Origin of the sequence: Paenibacillus kobensis NBRC 15729 (assembly GCF_004000825.1) — a bacterium.
Classification (GTDB): Bacteria; Bacillota; Bacilli; order Paenibacillales; family Paenibacillaceae; genus Paenibacillus_T; species Paenibacillus_T kobensis.
Map to the genome: position 1 here is coordinate 1 of NZ_BILZ01000001.1, position 21,533 is coordinate 21,533.

General features: G+C 54.1%; 6 protein-coding genes. All 6 read left to right on the forward strand.

Going from position 1 to position 21,533, the window contains the following annotated elements:
- On the forward strand, positions 1 to 3,939 hold a 3,939-nt coding region (locus PKO01S_RS00005), incomplete at its 5' end, for a non-ribosomal peptide synthetase (protein ID WP_127529232.1).
- Between the two features lie 126 nt (positions 3,940 to 4,065).
- Complete coding sequence (locus PKO01S_RS00010; RefSeq protein WP_281278822.1) at positions 4,066 to 6,591, forward strand: non-ribosomal peptide synthetase; 2,526 nt, start codon at positions 4,066 to 4,068, stop codon at positions 6,589 to 6,591.
- Positions 6,592 to 6,623: 32 nt separating this feature from the next.
- Positions 6,624 to 17,018, forward strand: coding sequence for a non-ribosomal peptide synthetase (locus PKO01S_RS00015; RefSeq protein WP_164779393.1), 10,395 nt, complete (start codon positions 6,624 to 6,626; stop codon positions 17,016 to 17,018).
- A 435-nt stretch (positions 17,019 to 17,453) separates the two neighbouring features.
- Positions 17,454 to 19,460, forward strand: coding sequence for a LuxR family transcriptional regulator (locus PKO01S_RS00020; protein ID WP_127529235.1), 2,007 nt, complete (start codon positions 17,454 to 17,456; stop codon positions 19,458 to 19,460).
- Positions 19,461 to 19,976: 516 nt separating this feature from the next.
- Entirely contained in the window at positions 19,977 to 20,453 is a 477-nt protein-coding gene (locus PKO01S_RS00025; RefSeq protein ID WP_127529236.1) for a hypothetical protein, read from the forward strand.
- Positions 20,453 to 21,511, forward strand: coding sequence for a phage tail sheath subtilisin-like domain-containing protein (locus PKO01S_RS00030; RefSeq protein WP_127529237.1), 1,059 nt, complete (start codon positions 20,453 to 20,455; stop codon positions 21,509 to 21,511). Before PKO01S_RS00025 ends, PKO01S_RS00030 begins: the two co-directional genes overlap by 1 nt.
- The last annotated feature ends 22 nt before the right edge of the window (positions 21,512 to 21,533 follow it).

Consider the following 21,533-nt stretch of genomic DNA (forward strand, 5'->3'; position numbering starts at 1 on the left):
CGGGGCAAGCTGCCGTTCAATATCGCGCGCAAGCCGCTCGCGAGCTCGGTGCCAAGCGCGATTATTAATCGAACGGTGAATGAGAAGCTAGTGCGCGAGCTTGAGGAAAGCGCCGCACGTTACGGCTGTCACGTCCGGGACTTGTGCCTTGCCGCTCATCTCTACCTGCTGCGAGTCGTGACCGCTGAGAGGGATATCGTGACAGGCGTTGTCTCCCACGACCGTCCTGCCGTGCAGGATGGAGAACGCATTCTGGGCTGTTTCTTAAATTCACTGCCTATGCGAGTGCAGATGGACAAAAGGGAGGAGAAGCAAGCGCTTCTGCACCGGGTCTCGGATACTTTATACCGGATGAAATCCCATGAGGTGTTTCTAAGCGACATCGCCCGGATGATCGGGGAGAGGAGCGACCCGGCTCTTAATCCGATCTTTGACATCCTGTTCAATTATACGGATTTTCATGTGTTGGATTTCGCTTCAGCTGGAGACGTCATCCGTCCCGAGGAAGCGGCAGGGCTGGAGATGGAGAGCGCGGAGATGACCAACACACTGCTCGATGTGGAAGTGCACCGGAGCGGACATCGGATGAACATACAGATCAAATATGCACCTCAGTACTTCTATGATCAGGATATGGAAACGGTCTTCTCGCTCTATATGCGGATTCTGGAGAGACTGAGCGATCCGGACATCGGCTATCTCGACAGCGCCGATCTTATGCTTGAAGAGGAGAAGGCGAAGCTGCTACATGAATGGAACGCCCCGGTGCATGAGCTGCCAGAAGCTTATACAGAGGGGCTCACTCTGCACGCTCTGTTCGAGGAGCAGGCAGTCCGCACGCCGGATGCGCCGGCGGTCCGCCATCGAGGCCGGACGCTGACTTATGCGCAGCTGGAGGCGGACGCGAACCGGCTTGCCCGGCATCTTGCCGACCGCGGCGTGCATAACGGCGATCATGTCGCTCTCGTTGCAGACCGCGGCTGTGCGATGATTACCGGTATGCTCGCCATCCTTAAGGCCGGAGCGGCCTATGTGCCGATCGATCCCGACTACCCGGCAGGGCGTAAGGCATATATTTTGCAAAATGCGGAAGCAACTGCGGTGTTGTCTGATCAAGCGTACCCGGATCTCGAGGACTTCGGGCGGGAACGGCTCATTCACATGAGTGAAGCGGAGCTGACAGGGGTAAGTTCAGAGCCTCTGAAGCTGGAGAAGGACAGCCGTGACCTCGCTTATATCATCTATACGTCAGGCTCTACTGGCACGCCGAAGGGCGTCATGATCGAGCACCGCAGCGCGGTCAACCTGGTTAGCTGGGTCAACACCAGGTTCGAGGTCGGAACGCACGACCGTCTGCTCTTCATCACCTCGATGTGCTTCGACCTGTCGGTGTACGACATCTTCGGTATGCTGGCGGCCGGAGGAACGGTCGTCGTAGCCGAGCGGGAGGAAGTGCTGGAACCGGCGTCCCTGCTGAAGCTAATGAATGACGAAGGCGTCACGTTCTGGGATTCTGTACCGACGACGATGAATCACTTCATGCACCAAGTGGAGGAAATGCTCTCCGATAAGCCGGACATGAGGCTGCCAGCCGGACTGCGTCTCGTATTCATGAGCGGAGACTGGATTCCCGTCACGCTGCCAGACCGCATCCGGCTCCGCTTCCCGCAGGCGGAAGTCATCTCGCTGGGAGGCGCGACGGAAGGGACCGTATGGTCCAACTATTACCCGATCGGGGATGTATCCTCCTTCCAGAGCAGCATCCCGTATGGGGTGCCGATTGGCGGCAATGCGTTCTACATTCTGGACGAAGATAAGGAGCCGGTGCCTTGGGGCGTAGCCGGGGAGCTATACATTGGCGGCGTGGGTGTAGCCCGCGGTTATCGAAACGACGAAGCGAAGACGAACGCAGCTTTCGTGTCGGACCCGTTCCTAGCCGGAAGTATGATGTATAAGACAGGTGATCTGGGCCGTTTGCTGCCGGACGGGAACATGGAGTTTCTGGGGCGCAAGGATCACCAAGTGAAGATCCGCGGCTACCGGGTGGAGCTGGGCGAGATCGATGGCAGATTGTCCAGGCACCCTGGTATCCGCGAGGCGGTGACAATCGACCGGCAGGACGGACGGGAGCACCGGTACTTGTGCGCTTATATCGTCCCGTCGGACGATACGCTTACGCAAGCGGAAATCCGCGAGTATCTTGCAGCCGAGCTGCCTTCCTACATGGTGCCTGCAGCTTATGTCTGGATGGACCGGCTGCCGCTTAACGCGAACGGCAAGGTGGACCGCGGGCAACTGCCGGAGCCTGATGGACTTCAGGAAACCGCAGACAGCTTTACTGCTCCGCAAACTCCAACAGAACGGAAGCTTGCCGCGATATGGAGGGATATTCTGAAGATCGACCGAGTTGGCGCGCAAGAACATTTCTTCGAGATCGGAGGCGATTCATTGAATGCCGCCTCTATGGCAGGAAGAATCCAGAAGGAACTCGGCGCGGCAGTCCCGCTCCAAGACATTTTCCGGTTGCCGAAACTAGAGAAGCTTGCTTCGTTTATTGATAGTCTTGCACCGCAGACCTACACCGCGATACCGGTTATTCCGGAGCAGGAATGGTACCAGGTGTCACCTGCACAGGAGTGGATATACATTCTTAGTCAAAAGGACGGCGACGGCGACGTTTACAACATGCCATCCGTTCTGGAGATTACGGGCGAGATCGATCCGGACCGAATCCGTGCGGTCTTTCTGAAGCTGATCGACCGGCATGAGACGCTTCGAACAGGCTTCGAGATCCGGGATCAAGAAGTGGTGCAGCGGGTCTATTCCGAGGTTTCTTTTGAATTCGAATGGATTCCGTGGAGGCCGTACAAGAATGAGATGCTGGAGGCGTTTCACGACTTCATTAGGCCGTTCGGGCTCTCGAAGCCGCCGCTGCTTCGTGTAGGATTGGCGGCGAAGTCGCGCGAGGAGCATCTTATGATCGTGGATATGCACCATATCATATCGGACGGCGTATCGCTTCAGATTATCATGAACGATTTCCTGCGGTTATACGCGGGAGAGGAGCTTGCGCCACTAGCTGTTCAATACAAAGATTATGCCGCTTGGCAGCGGAAGCGGATGGAAAGCGAGTTGAATAAGGAGCGCGAGGCTTACTGGAACCAAGCATTATCCGGCGAGCTTCCGAGGAACGAACTGCCGATTGCTTATCCGAGGCCGGCGGTACGCAGCTTCGAAGGAGCGCTGCATGCCTTCGAGATCGAAGCCCCTGTTGTGGAAGAACTGCGGAGACTGGCTGTTTCAACCGGCAGCACCATGTATATGGTGCTCTTGGCAGCCTACTCGGTCCTGCTCTCCCAATACAGCGATTCCGAAGAAGATATCGTGCTCGGTACGCAAGTGGCCGGACGAACATCGCCGGAGCTCGCGCCTATGATCGGAATGTTCGTCAACACGCTTCCTTTGCGAAATTATCCCCGTAAGGAGCTGACCTTCCGAGCATTTCTCTCGGAAGTTAGAACGAACACACTGCATGCATTAGAGAATCAAGATTATCCGTTTGCGGCGATAGTCGAGAAGCTTGGCATGAAGCATGAGTCAGGCCGCAACCCTGTCTTTGACTACGTATTCGCCTTCGCCGAGACGGAACACGGCCATGCGGACATCGGGGAAATTTCCGTCCGCCCTTATCCTATGGATCACCATGTTGCCAAATTCGATATGACCTTGACCATGGAACTTGAGCAGAGCCGGCTAACAGGAGCGATCGAATATAGTACAGCCTTATTCAGCACGAAAGCGATAGAGGGGCTGACTGGAAACTTTACAGAGCTCGTCCGCCGTATTGCGGAAGATCCCGAGCGGCTGCTGGCATCGCTACAGCCGGCCAGCTCCGACAAACCGGCTTCTTCGCTCGATAACCTGGAATTAATGTTCTAGCCAATCCAAGAGGTGTGCCACCGCCATCGCGAGTCTGAGTGGCACACCTGATTTTACAGCCTAACGGGCGCTTATGTAGATAAGACAAAACCGCAGAAGCGGAATAAGGAGTGGAACATCATAAGCATTTATGACAAAGAAAGAGCATACTGGCAGCGCAAGCTGGCCCAGGAGGACCGGTTCGTCTGTCTTCCGTATACCAAGAGCAAGAGGCAAGCAGAACATAGCCGCACGATTCTGACTACACACACAGTGTTGGTACCAAGCCTCTCAAAGCGGCTCCTGCACATTGCCGGCGGTTCGCCGATGGCCGTCTACATGATCCTCCTAGCTGGGGTGGAAGGACTTTTCTATCATTACACGAGTGAGAGCAGCATGCTGATGGGCGTCCCGGTCTTCCGCAAGGAAAGGGAGAGTGATCAAGACGTCGTTCTCAATCATCTAGTGCCGCTCAAAACGAGGATCTCTTCCCGCAGTACCCTGAAAACGATGCTATCCGACATCAAAGCGGTGGTGAGTGAGGTGATCGAGCATCAGCACACGCCTTACTGGAGCTATGTCAATCAGATTCAGTCCGAACCGGCGGCTGGAGGCAAGCCGCTCATCCCTGCCATAGTGGGCTTTGAGCAGGTGCACCGCCAGGAGTGGATAACAGATTCGGTCTACGATCTGGGCTTTTTATTTCATCAGCGGCAGGAGAGCCTTGAGCTTGAATTCATCTATGACGACAGCAAATATACGTCTGATTCTATACAGAGGCTTGCCGCACAATTTGAACAAGTGCTTTCTGCCATGCTGGAGTGCCCGGATCTTCCGCTGGGAGACATTCGTTTACTCACCGACCGGGAGCAATTGATGATTCTGCAGTCCTTTAACCAAACGGCTGCCGATTATCCCAGAGAGAAGTCGATCCATGGGTTGTTTGAGGAACAAGTATCTCGGACGCCGCAAAATATCGCGGTCATCTGCGGGAATCAGCAGCTGACCTATTACGAACTGAATGCAAGGGCGAACCGCCTGGCACGTAAGCTGCGTCAGAAGGAAGTCATGTCCGATCAGGTCGTAGGGCTCCTGCTCCAGCGTTCGGTCGCAATGCCGGCAGCGATGCTGGCTGTGCTGAAAGCAGGTGGAGCCTACTGTCCCATCGATCCGTTATTCCCGGAAGAACGCATCTTGGCGATTCTTGAGGACAGCGGCATTAAACGGGTAGTAGGCGATCCTCGAATGGCATCGCTCCTGCCCGCAGAGATTGAGCTAATCGACGTTGATGACGAGATGCTCTTGCAGGAAGATGACTCGAACCCAGCTGTTGCACATGACAGCGGCAGCCTGGCTTATGTGCTCTATACATCAGGTTCGACTGGCCGGCCGAAGGGGGTCATGATCGAACACCGCAGCGTTCATAATTTTCTGGAGGGCATGCGGAAGAACATTCCGCTTCCCGAAGCGCAACGGGTTTTGTCGGTAACCACCTATAGCTTTGACATTTTCGTACTGGAGAGCCTGCTGCCGCTCACGGCCGGCGGGAGCATCATTCTTGCGGACAATGAGGAGCTAAGCGACCCTAAGCGTCTGCTGGATCTTATGTCACGCGAACGGGCTCAACTTATTCAGACGACTCCTTCTCGGATGAGTCTGCTCCTCGGGGCATCGCGTCCTGAGGCTTGGAGCAGCGTGAAATGGGTGCTGCTCGGCGGAGAGGCGCTGCCCGAGCAACTGGTAAGCCGGTTGAGGAAAGTGACGGATGCGAAACTTTATAACATGTACGGTCCAACAGAGACGACCGTCTGGTCCACGATGGCGGATGTGACGGAGGAGCATGCAGAAATCCATATCGGAAGGCCGATCGCCAACACGCAGGTCTATATTGTCGGGCTGGAGAACGGTCAACTGCAGCCGATCGGACTGGCTGGCGAGCTGTGCATCGCAGGTGACGGTCTGGCGCGAGGGTATTGGGGACGGCCTGAGCTTACAGCTGAGAAATTCGTGGACAACCCGTTCGCACCGGGTGAGAGGATGTACCGCACAGGTGATCTGGCGAAATGGCGTCCCGACGGTACGATTGATTTTCTGGGCAGAATCGATCATCAGGTGAAGATCAGGGGCTACCGGATCGAGCTCGGCGATATTGAGGCACAGCTATTGCGAGTGGACGGCATTCATGAAGCGGTAGCAGCAGCCTGGGAAGACGCGACCTGCCAGAAGGCCTTGTGTGTGTACTATACGGGAGACCGCGTGTATTCGCAGGGAGAGTTGCGTACGGAACTTACCCGCACACTGCCCGACTACATGCTGCCTTCTGTCTTCGTACATATGGAGAAGCTGCCGCTGAACAGCAACGGTAAGGTGGACAGACACGCGTTGCCGACACCGAATCCTTCCAACGACTCCGAGAAGTGCAAAGAACCGCAAACACCGGTGGAGCGGAAGGTGTCCGATATTTGGGCGAAATCACTTGGTATGGAGCAGGTTGGCATGTTAGACCGCCTGTCGGAGCTTGGTGTCAATTCCTTAAGTTTAATGCGGGCCATTCTGGCAATCGAAGAGGAATTTGATTTCGAGTTTCCAGTTGAGGACATGGCCGCTAACCGTTTTGTGACGATCTCCGATGTGGCGCAATATGTGGAACGCTGGATCACCGTGGACGTGTAGACCCATTTCCGATATGGAAGGAAGAAATGATGATGAAACGATATGAGCGCGAGCGTGCATTCTGGCAGCACAAGCTGGACGCCGGGATTCCGGTTGCATGCTTTCCTTACAATATAAACGCTGAATCAGGAGCAGCTTCTGATGCTAGGTTCCGGAAACCGCTGGAAACGGCGATTTCGGAGCGAGTTCAACAAGTTGCAGGCGGATCACAGCTTGCCGTTTTCTTGATTCTGCTGGCCGGCGTCGAGGGCCTTCTGCATCGCTATACGGGTGAAACCGACATCCTGCTTGGCGTACCGGTCCTCAGGGAGCCGAAGAGCGCGGATGGAGGGCTGAACAGCCTGGTGTTCGTCGCCAACCAGGTGACCGGCACAAGTAGTTTGAAATCCTTATTCGCCGCCATCAAAGCATCAGTCAGTGAAGCGTCCGAGCATCAGGAGCTGCCGTTCTGGAATTATGCGGAGCGAATCCCCGGCACAGTAGGCACGGAGGGGGGGAAACCCCATATTCACACCGTAATCGGGTACGGACCAGTCCATACACAGGAATTCATGAAGGAGTGCTCTTCGGATCTGGTCTTGTGGTTTGATCTCGAAGTGCCCAACCAGCTTACCCTGGATGTTCGCTACAACAAGCGTCGGTACAGCCTGGATGCGATGGAACGTCTTCATCGTCATCTGCAGCAGTTAATGTCCTCCTTGCTTGGTTCACCGGATCTGGCTATAGAGGATATGAGTTTAATTACCGAGGAAGAAAACGAATCGCTTCTGACAGCTTTTCAATCGACGGCGCACGATTATTCGCATGACAAGACCCTTCACGCTCTATTCGAGGAGCAGACGGCGCGAACGCCAGATCGTACGGCTGTGCAGTTCGGAGACAGCCGTCTCACCTATGCCGAACTGAATGCACGGGCCAATCGGATGGCGCACCGTCTGCGCGGTCATGGCGTGGAGCCGGATACGATTGTCGCCATCATGACGGAACGTTCTCTCGGCATGATCACCGGTATATACGGGATTCTGAAGGCCGGCGGCGCTTACCTGCCGATTGATCCGAAGCTGCCGGAAGAGCGGATCCGCTACATGCTTCAGGACAGCGGGGCAACGGTTCTCCTTTGTCAGGATGAAGGCCATCCGGTCTGTGCTAACTTAGCGGTCACGGTGCTGGATCTGGACCCAGCGGACGCGTCCGAGTCGGCGTACCCCTCCTCAAATCCGCTATCGGCTGCCGCGCCTTCGAATTTGGCCTACGTGATCTACACCTCCGGCTCCACCGGGCAGCCTAAGGGTGTCATGATCGAGCATCATTCGGTGATCAATCGGATCCAGTGGATGCAGAAAGCGTATCCGCTTGGAGAGGGGGATGTCATCCTCCAGAAAACGCCGTATGCTTTTGACGTATCGGTGTGGGAGCTGTTCTGGTGGTCCTGGTATGGCGCAAGCTTAACCTTCCTGGAGCCAGGCGGAGAGCGGGAACCGGCGCAGATTGTACGAACGATCATCGAGCAGAAAGTGACGACCCTGCATTTTGTTCCGCCGATGCTTACGGCATTCCTCAATTATCTGGAAGGGGATGCGGAATCGGCCAAGGCGCTCGAGAGCGTAAAGCAAGTTTTCGCCTCCGGCGAAGCACTGCCCAAGCACACCGTGGACAGATTTTTCACCATCCTCGGACCGGACCGGATGCAGTTAGTCAATTTATATGGACCGACGGAAGCGACCGTGGATGTTTCGTCGTTCGAATGCAAGCCAGGCCTTGCGCGAATTCCGATCGGGAAGCCGATCGACAATATCCGGCTGTATGTGGTGGACCGATCTCTGCGTCTGCTTCCGGTCGGCATTCCCGGAGAGCTCTGTATCGCAGGTGTAGGACTGGCCAGAGGCTATCTCGGTCGACCTGAATTGACCTGTGAAAAATTCATTGCGGATCCCTTCGTCCCGGGTGAACGGATGTACCGCACCGGAGATTTGGCACGGTGGCTGCCGGATGGCAATGTGGAGTATCTCGGCCGAATGGATCATCAGGTGAAGATTCGGGGTTACCGGATTGAGCTGGGGGAAATCGAAGCGAGGCTGCTCGAAATCGAAGGCATTGTGGAAGCTGCCGTCATTGCCGAAGAAGACGGCTCCGGCGAGAAGCAGCTCTTCGCCTATGCGGTATCCGGTGCATCGTTCCATCCAGGCAGCTGGAAGGAGGAACTCTCGCGACAGCTACCCGCTTATATGATCCCCGCCAGCTTGACTGTGCTTGAGAAGCTGCCGCTTACCCTAAGCGGCAAATTGGACCGCAGGGCGCTGCCGAAACCGGAGACCGCTCTGCGTACCGGCAGAGCGGCTTATCTTGCCCCCCGCGACGAGACGGAAGCGAAGCTCGCGGAAATTTGGAGACAAGTGCTCGGACTGCGGGAGATCGGCGTAAGAGACAATTTCTTCGAGCTTGGCGGCCATTCCTTATGGGCAGCTAGACTAACGGGCGCCATCTACAAGGAAATGAATGTCGAGTTGCCGATTCGGGATGTTTTCCAAGCGCCCACGATTGAACTGATGGCTGCGAAAGTTAGGGAGGCGAAACGCCGGAACTATGTGCCGATCCCTATAGCGGAAGCGCAAGAGTATTATCCCGTTTCTTCCGCACAGAAGCGGATCTACCTTCTGCGACATCTCACCGGCGGGGAACTGGGCTACAATATGCCGGGCGTGCTGGAGATCCGCGGTCCGCTTGACATGGATAAGGCGGAAGCAGCGTTCCGCCGGCTCATCCTCCGCCATGAATCGCTTCGAACAAGCTTCATGATGAAGGAAGGCGAAGTCGTTCAACGGATTCACGAACGAGTGCCGTTCGTCCTCGAGCAATATGCAGGGGACGAGGAGGAGGCAGAGACGATGATCCGCCAGTTTGTCCGGCCCTTTGATCTGTCCCGCGCACCGCTTCTGCGGGCCGGACTGATGAAGCTGGGGGACGACCGCCACTTGCTGCTGTTCGATACCCACCATATTATTGCCGATGGAGTATCGATGAGCTTGCTGTCCCGCGAGTTTATTCAGTGCTACCAAGGAGAGGAACTGCAGCCTCTATTGGTTCAGTACAAGGATTATGCGGTATGGCAGCTCGAGCAAGCGAAGGGAGACGAGATGGAGCGGCACCTGGCGTATTGGACCGGCATCTTCTCGGACGGTATTCCCGTGCTGGAGCTGCCGACGGACCATCCACGGTCAGCTGTAAGGAGCTTCGAAGGGGATACCGTGTCCGTGAAGATCGATCCCTCTCTGCTTCAGGGGCTTCAGACCTTAGCCCAAGACAGCGGAGCCACACTGTTTATGGTACTGCTCGCCGTCTTTAACGTGCTGCTGTCCAAATATTCGAGACAACAGGATATCGTGGTGGGTACTCCGGTATCAGGCAGAGACCATCCGGATGTGGACTCCGTCATGGGGATGTTCGTCAACACGCTGTCACTCCGCAATACCCCGAAGGAAGAGCTGACATTCCGAGACTTCCTTCGTGAAGTGATACAATCCTCGCTCGAGGCGTTTGATCACAGCGTGTATCCGTTCGAGCAGTTGGTGGAGCAGGTTCAGGCGCAGCGGGAGCTCAGCCGCAATCCGCTGTTCGACGTCATGCTAGTTCTTCAGAATATGGAGAACATTGATCTGGTATCCAATGAGCTGGTCTTCAGCACTTACCCGATGGCATGGCGAGTGTCGAAGTTCGATCTGACGCTGACGCTGCGGGAAGAAGAGGAAGGCTTAAACGGCGTGCTCGAGTATGCCGCCTCGCTGTTCGAGCGAGAGACGGCAGAACGCATGGCAGCTCACTTCGTACAGTTGCTCGGGGAAGCCGTACGGGAGCCGGACAGCCGGCTCGGCGAGCTGAATATGCTGCAGCCCGATGAGACTCGTCAGATTCAGGAGGTGTTCAATGCTACGGACAGCGAGTACCCCCGGAGCCAGACGATTCACGGTTTATTCGAGGAACAGGCTGCGCGTTCGCCGGAACGTGTGGCTGTCTTGTTCGGGGATAGCCGTATCACTTATGCCGAACTGAATGCCAAGGCCAATCAAATAGCGCATCGTCTGTGCGGGTTGGGTGTACAGCCGGATACAGTTGTCGCTATCATGACGGAGCGTTCGCTCGGAATGATCGCCGGCATTTTCGGAATCCTGAAGGCAGGCGGCGCCTACCTGCCGATCGATCCGAACCTACCTGCCGAGCGTATACGCTATATGCTCAAGGACAGCGGGGCTGTGATTCTTCTATGTCAGGATCAAGATCATTCGGTCTGCGCAGGTTTTTCGGGCACAGTGTTAGATATAGAGGACTCGTCTTTGTTGGCGCACCTTTCCTCGAATCTGCCGCAGGCTGCTGCTTCTTCCAATCTAGCCTACGTGATCTACACCTCTGGTTCAACTGGACAGCCAAAGGGTGTCATGATCGAGCATCATTCGGTCATCAATCGGCTCCATTGGATGCAGAAGGAGTACCCGCTAAGCGAACGAGATGTCATCCTTCAGAAGACGCCGTATACGTTCGATGTGTCGGTGTGGGAGCTGTTCTGGTGGTCCTGGTACGGTGCCAGCCTATGCTTCCTGGAACCCGGGGGAGAGAAAGATCCAGCGGGTATTGCCCGTACGATCGCCGAACATAGGGTGACGACCCTGCATTTCGTGCCTCCGATGCTGAATGCGTTCCTGGATCATCTGGAAGAACAATGTGAATCGTTGAACGCGATGAATGCTGTAAAACAGGTTTTTGCCTCCGGCGAAGCGCTGCCGAAGCACACGGTAGACCGATTTTTCGCCATACTCGGACAGGGCCGGGTAAAGCTGGTGAATTTATATGGGCCGACAGAAGCGACGGTGGATGTTACCTCGTTCGAATGCAAGCCAGGCCTTGTACGGATTCCGATCGGGAAGCCGATAGACAATATCCGGATGCATGTTATGGACCGTCAGCTGCGTCCGCTACCTATCGGGATTCCCGGAGAGCTCTGCATATCAGGCGCGGGACTGGCCAGAGGTTATCTGGGACGTCCTGAGCTAACGGATGAGAAGTTCGTTCTTGACCCCTTCAATCCGGGAGAACGGATGTACCGCACCGGGGATATCGCACGTTGGCTTCCAGACGGCAATGTGGAGTATCTCGGCAGAATCGACCACCAAGTGAAAATTCGGGGTTATCGGATCGAGCTGGGTGAAATCGCCGAAACGATGAAGAAGCATCCGTTCGTATCGGATGCGGCAGTGATCGACCGGACAGGCTCTGACGGAAGCAAGTACTTATGTGCTTATCTCGTTGCAGTTGGCGATGTGACAGACGGCGAATGCAGAGAACATCTTCACGTAACCCTGCCTAGTTACATGGTACCGTCCCATTTCGTTAGATTGGATGCTTTGCCTCTTACTCCGAATGGAAAGCTGAACCGGGGGGCGCTCCCTGAACCGGTCTTGCGCGCCGGTCTCGATGACGAGCGATCCTATACGGAGCCGGGGACAGAATTGGAGCAGGCGCTCGCAGGCATCTGGGGGGAGGTCCTTGGCAGAGAGCAGGTCGGAATCCACGATGATTTCTTCCACTTAGGCGGTGATTCCATTGTGCTCCTCCGGCTGGCGAGCCGTATTCATAACCAATTAGGCATGGAAACGGAACTGAAGGAGTTGTATACGCATCGTACGATTTCCGAGCTTGCTGCTTACTTGAGCCAGAGCAGCGGTAGAGGGCAGACACAAGCCATTAAGGAGGGATTGCAGCTTATTGAGGCATTCCAAGAGAGTGCGAGAACAGGCCGTTTCTTCAGCTCCTATGCTTCCAATGAGATCGATGATTTCTTCCCCTTAAGCAAAATTCAGCAGAGTATGGTTTACTATTCCATGCTGAAGCCGGACCAGCCGATCTACCATGACCAGTTCTTCTTCCCGGTGGCCTTCCGCCCCTGGGACAGCAGTCTCTTCGAACGGATCGCCCGAAATCTGGCACAACGTCATGCTATTCTAAGGACCGTCTTCGACATTGATTCCCTTGATGAACCCGTACAGATCGTGCTTACTCAGGCCAAGCCGGATGTTGCAGTTGAAGATCTCCGGCACATGGCTGCAGATGAACAGCGGGATTATATCGAATTGCGAAAAAATGCCGACCTTAAGGTCAAATACCTGGTGGACGGAGCGCTGCTGTGGAGACTAAGTGTATTCAGACTTGGAGAAGAAAGTGCAGTCGTATTCCTGTCTTTCCACCATGCCGTGCTGGACGGATGGAGTGTGGCCGTATTCCAGCAGGAGTTCATAGAACTGTACAACCATATAGCCGCTGGCGGACTGGAAAATGCACCGGATGGGCTAGAGCCCGCTCCATTGCGCTTCTCGTATAAGGATTATGTGGCACTGAACGCTTATAAACAGGCGGATGCTAGAACGGAACAATTCTGGACAACGTTCCTGAGCGGATATACACGCGGCAAGCTGCCGTTTAATTTAGCCCGCAAGCCGCTGGACAAGGATGGTTCCAGCACCATAATTAGAAGAACATTGGCTCCAGAACTGAGCGGAAGGCTGGAGCAGCAATCCGGCAAGTACGGCTGCACGGTACGTGACCTGTGTCTCGCTGCCCATCTGTATCTGCTGCGTGTCATTACCGGCGAAGCCGATATCATCACTGGCCTTGTCTCACATGACCGCCTTGCAGTGGAGGATGGCGACCGCATTCTGGGCTGTTTCTTGAATTCGCTTCCCATACGGATGCAACTAGATAAACGGGAGGAGAAACAGGAGCTTGTCCGCAAGGTAGCGGAGACGGTATACCGAATGAATGCCCATGAGGCGTTTCTGAGCGACATCGCACGGATGATAGGGGAGAGGACCGATCCGGCTCTTAATCCGATCTTCGACACTTTGTTCAACTATACGGAATTCCATGTCTTGGACTTCACAGAGGTTCAGAAGAACATCCAAGTGGAGGAGAATGACGGCTTGGAGCTCCGAAGCTCGGAGATGACCAACACGCTGCTTGATGTGGAAGTGCACCGGAGCGGTGGACGAATGAATGTACAGATCAAATATTCACCCCAATACTTCTATCAACGGGATATGGATACGGTATTCACGTTCTATGTGCGGATTCTCGAGAAACTAAGCGAATCGGAGTTCGGCTTTCTCGACAGCGCTGAGCTTATGCTTGAAGAGGAGAAGGCGAAGCAGCTTCATGAATGGAACGCTCCGGTACATGAGCTGCCAGAAGCCTATACGGAAGGGCTCACTTTGCACGCTCTGTTCGAGGAGCAGGCCGCCCGCACACCGGATGCGCCGGCGGTTCGTCACCGGGGACGCACGCTGACCTATGTTCAGCTGGAGTCGGAAGCCAACCGGCTCGCCCGGCATCTTGCCGCACGCGGCGTGCGAAGCGGCGACCATGTCGCCCTTATCACCGGGCGCGGCAGCGCCATGATCACAGGCATGCTAGCGATCCTTAAAGCGGGAGCAGCCTATGTGCCGATTGATCCCGACTACCCGGCAGGGCGTAAGACTTCTATTTTGCAAAATGCGGAAGCAACTGCAGTGTTGGCCGACCAAGCTTACCCGGACCTCGAGGACTTTGGGCATGAGCGCCTCATTCTCATGAGTGATCCGGAACTCGCAGAGGTAAGCACGCAGCCGCTAAAGCTGGATAAGGACAGCAGAGACCTCGCTTATATCATCTATACGTCGGGATCCACCGGCACGCCGAAGGGCGTCATGATCGAGCATCGCAGTGCGGTCAACCTGGTTAGCTGGGTCAACACCAGGTTCGAGGTCGGAACGCATGACCGTCTGCTCTTCCTCACCTCCATGTGCTTCGACCTGTCGGTGTACGATATCTTCGGTATGCTAGCGGCCGGAGGAACGGTCGTCGTAGCCGAGCGGGAGGATGTGCTGGAGCCGTCGTCCCTGCTGAAGCTGATGGAGGATGAGGGCGTCACGTTCTGGGATTCCGTGCCGACGACGATGAATCACTTCATGCACCATCTGGAGGAAATGCTGGCCGAGAAGCCAGATATGGAAGTACCATTTGGACTGCGGCTCGTCTTCATGAGCGGTGACTGGATTCCCGTCACGCTGCCGGACCGCATACGGCGCTCTTTCCCGCGTGCGGAAGTGATCTCGCTGGGAGGCGCGACGGAAGGGACCGTATGGTCCAACTATTACCCGATCGGTAATGTATCTCCTCTCAAGAGCAGCATCCCATACGGCGTTCCGATTGGCGGCAACGCGTTCTACATTCTGGACGAAGACAAGGAGCCGGTGCCTTGGGGCGTGGCCGGGGAGCTGTACATTGGCGGCGTTGGTGTAGCCCGCGGTTATCGGAAAGACGAATCGAAGACGGCCGCGGCCTTCGTGCCGGACCCGTTCTTAGCTGGAAGCATGATGTACAAGACAGGCGACCTAGGCCGTCTGATGCCGGACGGGAACATGGAGTTTCTTGGACGCAAGGACCATCAGGTGAAGATCCGCGGTTACCGGGTGGAGTTAGGTGAGATCGACGGCCGGTTGTTCAGGCACCCTGGTATCCGCGAGGCGGTGACGATCGACCGGCAGGACGGTCAGGAGCACCGGTACTTGTGTGCCTATATCGTTCCTTCGGACGATACGCTCACGCAAGCTGCAATCCGCGAGTATCTTGCATCCGATCTGCCTTCCTACATGGTACCTGCATCTTACATCTGGATGGACCGGCTGCCGCTTAACGCGAACGGCAAGGTGGACCGCGGGCAGTTGCCTGCACCGGCAGACGCGGAGGGGGCGCTTGCCGTACATGGCGGACAGGGGGCACCGTCGAATGAATGGGAGGAACGGCTGTATCAGCTTTGGCAAGATATCCTCGGAACGGGAACGATGAGCGTTCACGATACCTTTTTTGAATGGGGCGGAGACTCCCTCAACGTGACGCTGCTTGTAAACCGGATTCGCAAAAGCCTGCATATAGAAGTCACCTTGCAGGAAGTGTTCCGCAATCCAACCATCCGAGGGCTAGCGGATCTGATCCAATCGAAGCAAAGTGACCTCGAACTAGAGCCCGTTACAGCGGGAGGCAGCGCATATCTTGAAATTGTACGTGCACCGGAGATGGAGGTATACCCGGTCACTTCAGCACAGAAGCGAATGTATACCATCAGCTTCCGCAATGCTGCGGGGCTTAGCTACAATACCCCTGTTGTTCATTTGTTGGAGGGAAATCTGCAGCTGGAAAGGGTGCAGCATGCGCTTCATCAGCTTTCACTCCGCCATGAATCGCTGCGTACCGGCTTCAAGGTTGAAGATGGTGAGGTTGTACAGATCATTGAAGAAAGCCCAATTGTCGACCTGGAGTTCGCAGACCTGACGGAGCAAGCAGTCGAGCAGTATGTGCAAGCCTTCGTACGTCCGTTCGATCTAGGGCATCCGCCGTTATTCCGGGTGGCGCTTGCCTCTATCGGGCACGACCGGCATTTGCTGATGTTCGATATGCATCATATCGTGACTGATGGACGATCCATGACGATTCTGGCGCAAGAATTTGTTCAACTGTATGAGGGCAGAGCTCTTCCTCCGCTCAAAATCCAGTACAAAGATTATGCGGTGTGGCAGCAGCAGCGCCGCCTAAGTGAATCGTATCTGAAGCAAGAACGGTTCTGGCTGGAGGCACTCTCCGGAGAGCTTATGCCGCTGGATCTGTCTGTCGCTTTGCCAAGGCCGATGCATCGCAGCTTCGATGGGGCCATCATAGAGTGCGTCATTGAGCCTGCTGTCAGCTTGCAAGTGAAGGAGCTTGCCGTGCGAAGCGGTGCGACTCTCTTTATGATTCTGATGGCTGCGTATACGATTCTCTTGTCGAAGCACAGCGGCAGGGAAGATCTTATTGTGGGAACGCCGGTATCGGGAAGGTTGTCCGAAGATGTGGAAGGACTGATCGGCATGTTTGTCGGTACGCTTCCAATGCGGTATTTCCCTTCGAAGCGCACTGATTTTCTTACTTACTTGTCCGAAGTAAAGGAGCGTACGCTAGCGGCCTTTGAGAACCAGGAATATCCGCTGGAAGAAATCGTCGAGCAGCTTGGTGTGAAAGTAGAGGCGAACCGAAACCCGCTCTTCGATACGATGTTCCTATTTGACCATTACGGCATGCAGGAACCTGAGCTCTTGTCTTCGCTGAACGTCACTCCATATCCATTCGAACAGCGCACAGCCAAGATGGACTTGACCTTGTTCACTTCCATGGAGGCAGACCGGCTGAAGATCCGGCTGGAATATGCTACAGCGATATTCGGTCATGAGGCGGCACAAACCTTGGTGTCTGACTATGTCAAGATTGTGGAGGCTATAGCCAGCAATCCGAATGGCATCATAGGAGATATCGAGCTTGAAGAGTCCTTGCAAATTGCTGGCGATTTGGTGAATGCTATAGAGTTTCATTTCTGATTCAAGTTGTGGGAATGAAAAAGTCATTGAGTTATTGTCTGTGACAAGAACGTACCTTAATACGCATAACAAATGTAAGAGCCGCAGCGGTGCTGCGGCTCTTACTAATAGGCCAAGGTTGTCAATTAGATACATTCGTTTGCTTTCTACGAATCAGCAGTCACAGAGCGGTTATGAGAAATTCCTGAACAATTGACAGGACTTCGCTATTCATCCCAGTAGGTTTGGAATAGAGCTTGCTTTAACGAATATCACTCAACAATTCGCGGCTACCGCGGATTGTTGTTGATAATGGGAACCTGTAAGCTCAGCCTGCAACGAGCAGGATCATTCTATATTGTATCGAATACTACAAGGGTCGTATATTAATATGAATAGACCCTTGAGTATACATTTAAGTATACATATAAGGAAATTGCGTCGTTGGAGGATTCCATGAGCAGCTTTGGTGATGAGATTCGGCAATTAGAAGAGAGTTATTTTGTAGGCCGCAGCATGGAGCTGGAGGCTTTTCGAAATATCGTCGTCAACTCGGATAGTACGTCAACTATCCTTAATATTAGCGGTACAGGGGGAATTGGCAAAAGCTCATTGTTGGACCAATTCCAACGAATATGTGCCCGTGAAGGGGTTCCGTTCATCCAGTTGGACTGCGTGGACTTCACAAAGACAACGACTGGGTTTACTTCGCGGTTACTCGCTATCCTCAAGGTAGAAGCCGTTAATGAGGGACGCGAAGACGAGCTATTGCAGCAAGCCGAGCAACAGCTGAATCATCTGGCTGACAAGGGGCGCCTAGTCTTAGCAATCGACACGTACGAAGAAATGGACGAGCTTGATGATTGGCTCCGGAATACCTTCTTAGTTCGATTATCGAGCCGTATCATTATCTTATTAGCGGGCCGGTTTCCATTAAAAGGAGGCTGGGTCTCATCACCGGCATGGAGAAGATTAGTGAAGTTTATGCCGCTGTCTCCTTTTGACCTCGAAACCTGTAAAGCGTATAGCTCCATTCATGGAGAGTGCGATGAGAGCTTCGTGCGGCAATCCTATCTTATTACCAAGGGACATCCCTTAGCGCTATCTCTGTATATAGGCGTACATAACCGGGAGCAGGAGCCCGAAACGCTTCAGTGGCAGGAAACCTTCAAAGAAATTGCAGGCCGGTGGCTGCGCGAGCTTCCGGATCCGGCTTTGTGCGAGCTGCTGGAAGCCGTAACGATGATGCGAGTATTCAATCACGAAATAGTTGAAACGATGCTTGAGCGGGAAATCAGCAACGAAGAGTTTGACAAGCTGATTCATCTTTCCTTCGTTCGCAAAACAGAGCGGGGCTGGTATTTGCACCAGGTTCTTCGCAAAGCGCTATACCAGGATTTTAGATTAAGAAAGCCTCAAATCTACCACCGTCTGTGGCAGCGGAGCGTCAAATACCACTACGGCCTTCTTACATCAGGCCATGTTGCAACGGAGGAGCGAAATCTTCTTCTGCTCGATTACATCTATGTTGTGGGGGACCCCGGTTTTCGGGCTATGTTCTACGATGATGCGATTGATCAATCCTACTATTTCGAATCCATACACGAAGACAACTTGCATGAAGCGGAGCAATATGTTCAAGATGTCCTTGTCAACCTGAAAGATTTCGTACAAGAGATGTTCGATCCCGTGACGAACGAGAAGTACACTTATAAGATACCCAAGTCCGTTAACGAGAAATGGTTTACTTCCATTCAGCTTTCCGAAGTTATTTCATTAGGCAAAGATGCTGTAAGGCTGCTTAAGAACGAGAAAAACGAAGCGGTGGGCATGTTTATCTATATTCCGGTTCATCGTCAATCCCTGCCGTTATTGGAACAGAACCCGATTACGCAATCCTACTTCCGAGCCTTATCCAGACAAGAGCGGGATAAACTGAATGTATCTCCCGAATCGCCTGCAGGATGGTTTCAATATAAAATCGATTTTTCCAAGGACGGCAGCGCAGCCGCCCGATTCATGTTCTTCCAATCTTATCTCTCCTATTACTTGAAAGGCGGTGTGATGATATACACGACGCCAATGAAATATTTGCAGGAAGCGGTCAAAGGGATCGGCTATCTAGAGATACCAAGAGCCACGCATAAAGCGTTTGGTCCTGATTTTCCTGCTCCGGTAATGGCGCTTGATTTCAGGGAAGATAAAGACATGAAGAAATTTGTCGATAATCTATACCGGTCAACGAAGATCGACAGCAAGGACGAGGCTCTTGATGCCGTTCTATCGGGCCTGACGCCGCGAGAACGAGAAATTGCTCTTCTGGCAATAACCTGCTCTTCGAATGAGGAAATTGCCCAGAAGCTTTATTTGTCGGAGATTACGGTGAAGAAAAATTTGAGCCGAATTTACGAGAAGCTGGAAGTGAAGGGGAAGACGGAGCTGGTTAAAAAGCTAATGAGCTAATCCTCCTCGTGACGCAGAAAGTCCAGGTTGAAGTGAGATGCACCCTTAGAATTGACGTTGGATGAACCTCCGGGTTATCCGATGGAATTCTTTGAGGTGCATTTTTTTATGCCAGGACTACTCACGGAAGATTCTGAATGAGGCTGGAAAATACGTATTTTCACCGATATGAGCATTGAATCCCGCTTGCTATGATGAGCACAAGAAAACTAAATTTCATCGAAAGCAAGGTAATATGGATTGGTTTTCGAACATCGAAGCAAGTTCGAAGCGAAGTCGGAGAGGAGTAATGTCGGATGCAAATAGCTATGCGTAAAAGGGGGATACATTTCGGGCTTTAATGTATACCGTATACCATTTTGTATACTTTGGTGTTATTTCGTACTCCGATCCACCCCAGTTATGCTGGTTGAGTGAAATTCACAGACGCCAAACGACGCGGTTATTCGACACGTACGGCGAGAATCGACGCTTGGCAGATGTTCAGGTCAGGGAATGGAGGGGGTCATCAGCACCATGTCGTTAATGATGGAGGTCGACAGTATCGCCCGGGAGATCGAAACGTTGTATCCGGAGGCGAACGTCTATCGGCTGGAAGAGCCCGAAGGACCTGCACCCGGCGCGTTCGTGATCGGATTGATGGAGGAAAGGCGAATGAGCGAAGCAAGGGACCATACGCTAGTCGAACGGAAGTACGCGGTCATTCGATATGGGGCGAATGCGCGCCAGACGCTTTTGGACATGGAAGCACTCAGCCGTCATCTCCTCAACGAACGGCTCGCGATCCCGATCGGAGATTCCGCGCGTGTCATGCGGATCGAATCGTTCTCTTATGCATCGCCTGTCAAGGCGGAGAACGGAACGGACGTGTGCAGCGGCTTCATTCAAACGTTGTCGAGAGAACCGCGGATCGAGCCTGTCGTTGAAAAGATCGGCAAGGTGAACATCCGTACGCAAGGAATGCAAGATTATTTGAAGGGAAGGGATATGTAATGGGAGGCAAATGGGATACGATCTCGCTGCCGGTGCGGCCGGGACTGTACTTGAATTTTGTGGAGGCTGCGGCTGCCCAAATCAAAGGAGGCGCCCGGGGGACGGTAGCTGTGCCGCTGTTCGTTTATGGCTCCGCGGAGGAAGGCAAATTCTACACGATCGAGAAGGAGTCCGAAGCTATTACGCTGTTCGGAGCAGACAACGTGCAGCCGATCCGCTTTATTCTGGATGGCGGTGCAAAGGAAGCGCTCGTCTATACGATGCCGGTAATTGTCAGTAAGGAGGAGGGGGCAGAACAGGCTGCGTATACAGCGATGCGGGAGGCCTTCGAAGCCCGGAACTTTAATGTGTTCGTCTATCCAGGTGAAGTGTCGGCGACCGAACAGAACGCGACGCTCTCGTGGTGCCTGAGCAATCGCGAGGAAGGCAAGCATTTTCTCGTCGTGTTCGGCGGCACGTCCATTGAGGATCAGGACGTGGACAAAGGCAATGAGCGGACGACGCGGCTCACCGATCTATATGCGGTCAATCTGATCAATGGCGTGGAAATCAACGGCACGACGTTTACCTCCTCGCAGTACGCGACGTACGTCGCCGGCTTGATCGCGGGTACGGCTATCAACCGATCGATCACGTACACGCCAGTACGGGCGACCGATGTGACGAAGCGGCTTCGCAAAAGCGAGATTCAGAAGGCGCTCGAAGCGGGTTCTCTCGTCTTGGTTCACGACGGCGAGAAGGTCAAGGTCGAACAAGGACTTGTGACGGGCAAGGAGAAAATCCGCGCCATCCGCGCACGGCAAGCAATCTCGACCGATATCGCGAAGACGGCTGCGGACAGCTATATCGGGCGGCTCGATAACAACGCCGACGGCCAGGCGGCGCTGATCTCGGCGGTGAAAGCGTACTTGGAACGCCTGGAGCTGAACAACGTGCTGACCGGTATCACGGTCGTGCTGGACCCTGACCGTCCTTCGGTCGGCGACAGCGTGTTCCTGCTCATCTCGTATACGGAGATTGACAGCATGGAACGTATTTTCCTGACGATCAAAATTTAATTCGAACATTCCGGGAGGGAAT

What these genes read in the sequence shown, in the direction of transcription:
- PKO01S_RS00030 (WP_127529237.1), top strand. Translation starts at nt 20,453, where the DNA reads ATGGGAGGCAAATGGGATACGATCTCGCTGCCGGTGCGGCCGGGACTG.
- PKO01S_RS00015 (WP_164779393.1), top strand. Translation starts at nt 6,624, where the DNA reads ATGAAACGATATGAGCGCGAGCGTGCATTCTGGCAGCACAAGCTGGAC.
- PKO01S_RS00025 (WP_127529236.1), top strand. Translation starts at nt 19,977, where the DNA reads ATGTCGTTAATGATGGAGGTCGACAGTATCGCCCGGGAGATCGAAACG.
- PKO01S_RS00020 (WP_127529235.1), top strand. Translation starts at nt 17,454, where the DNA reads ATGAGCAGCTTTGGTGATGAGATTCGGCAATTAGAAGAGAGTTATTTT.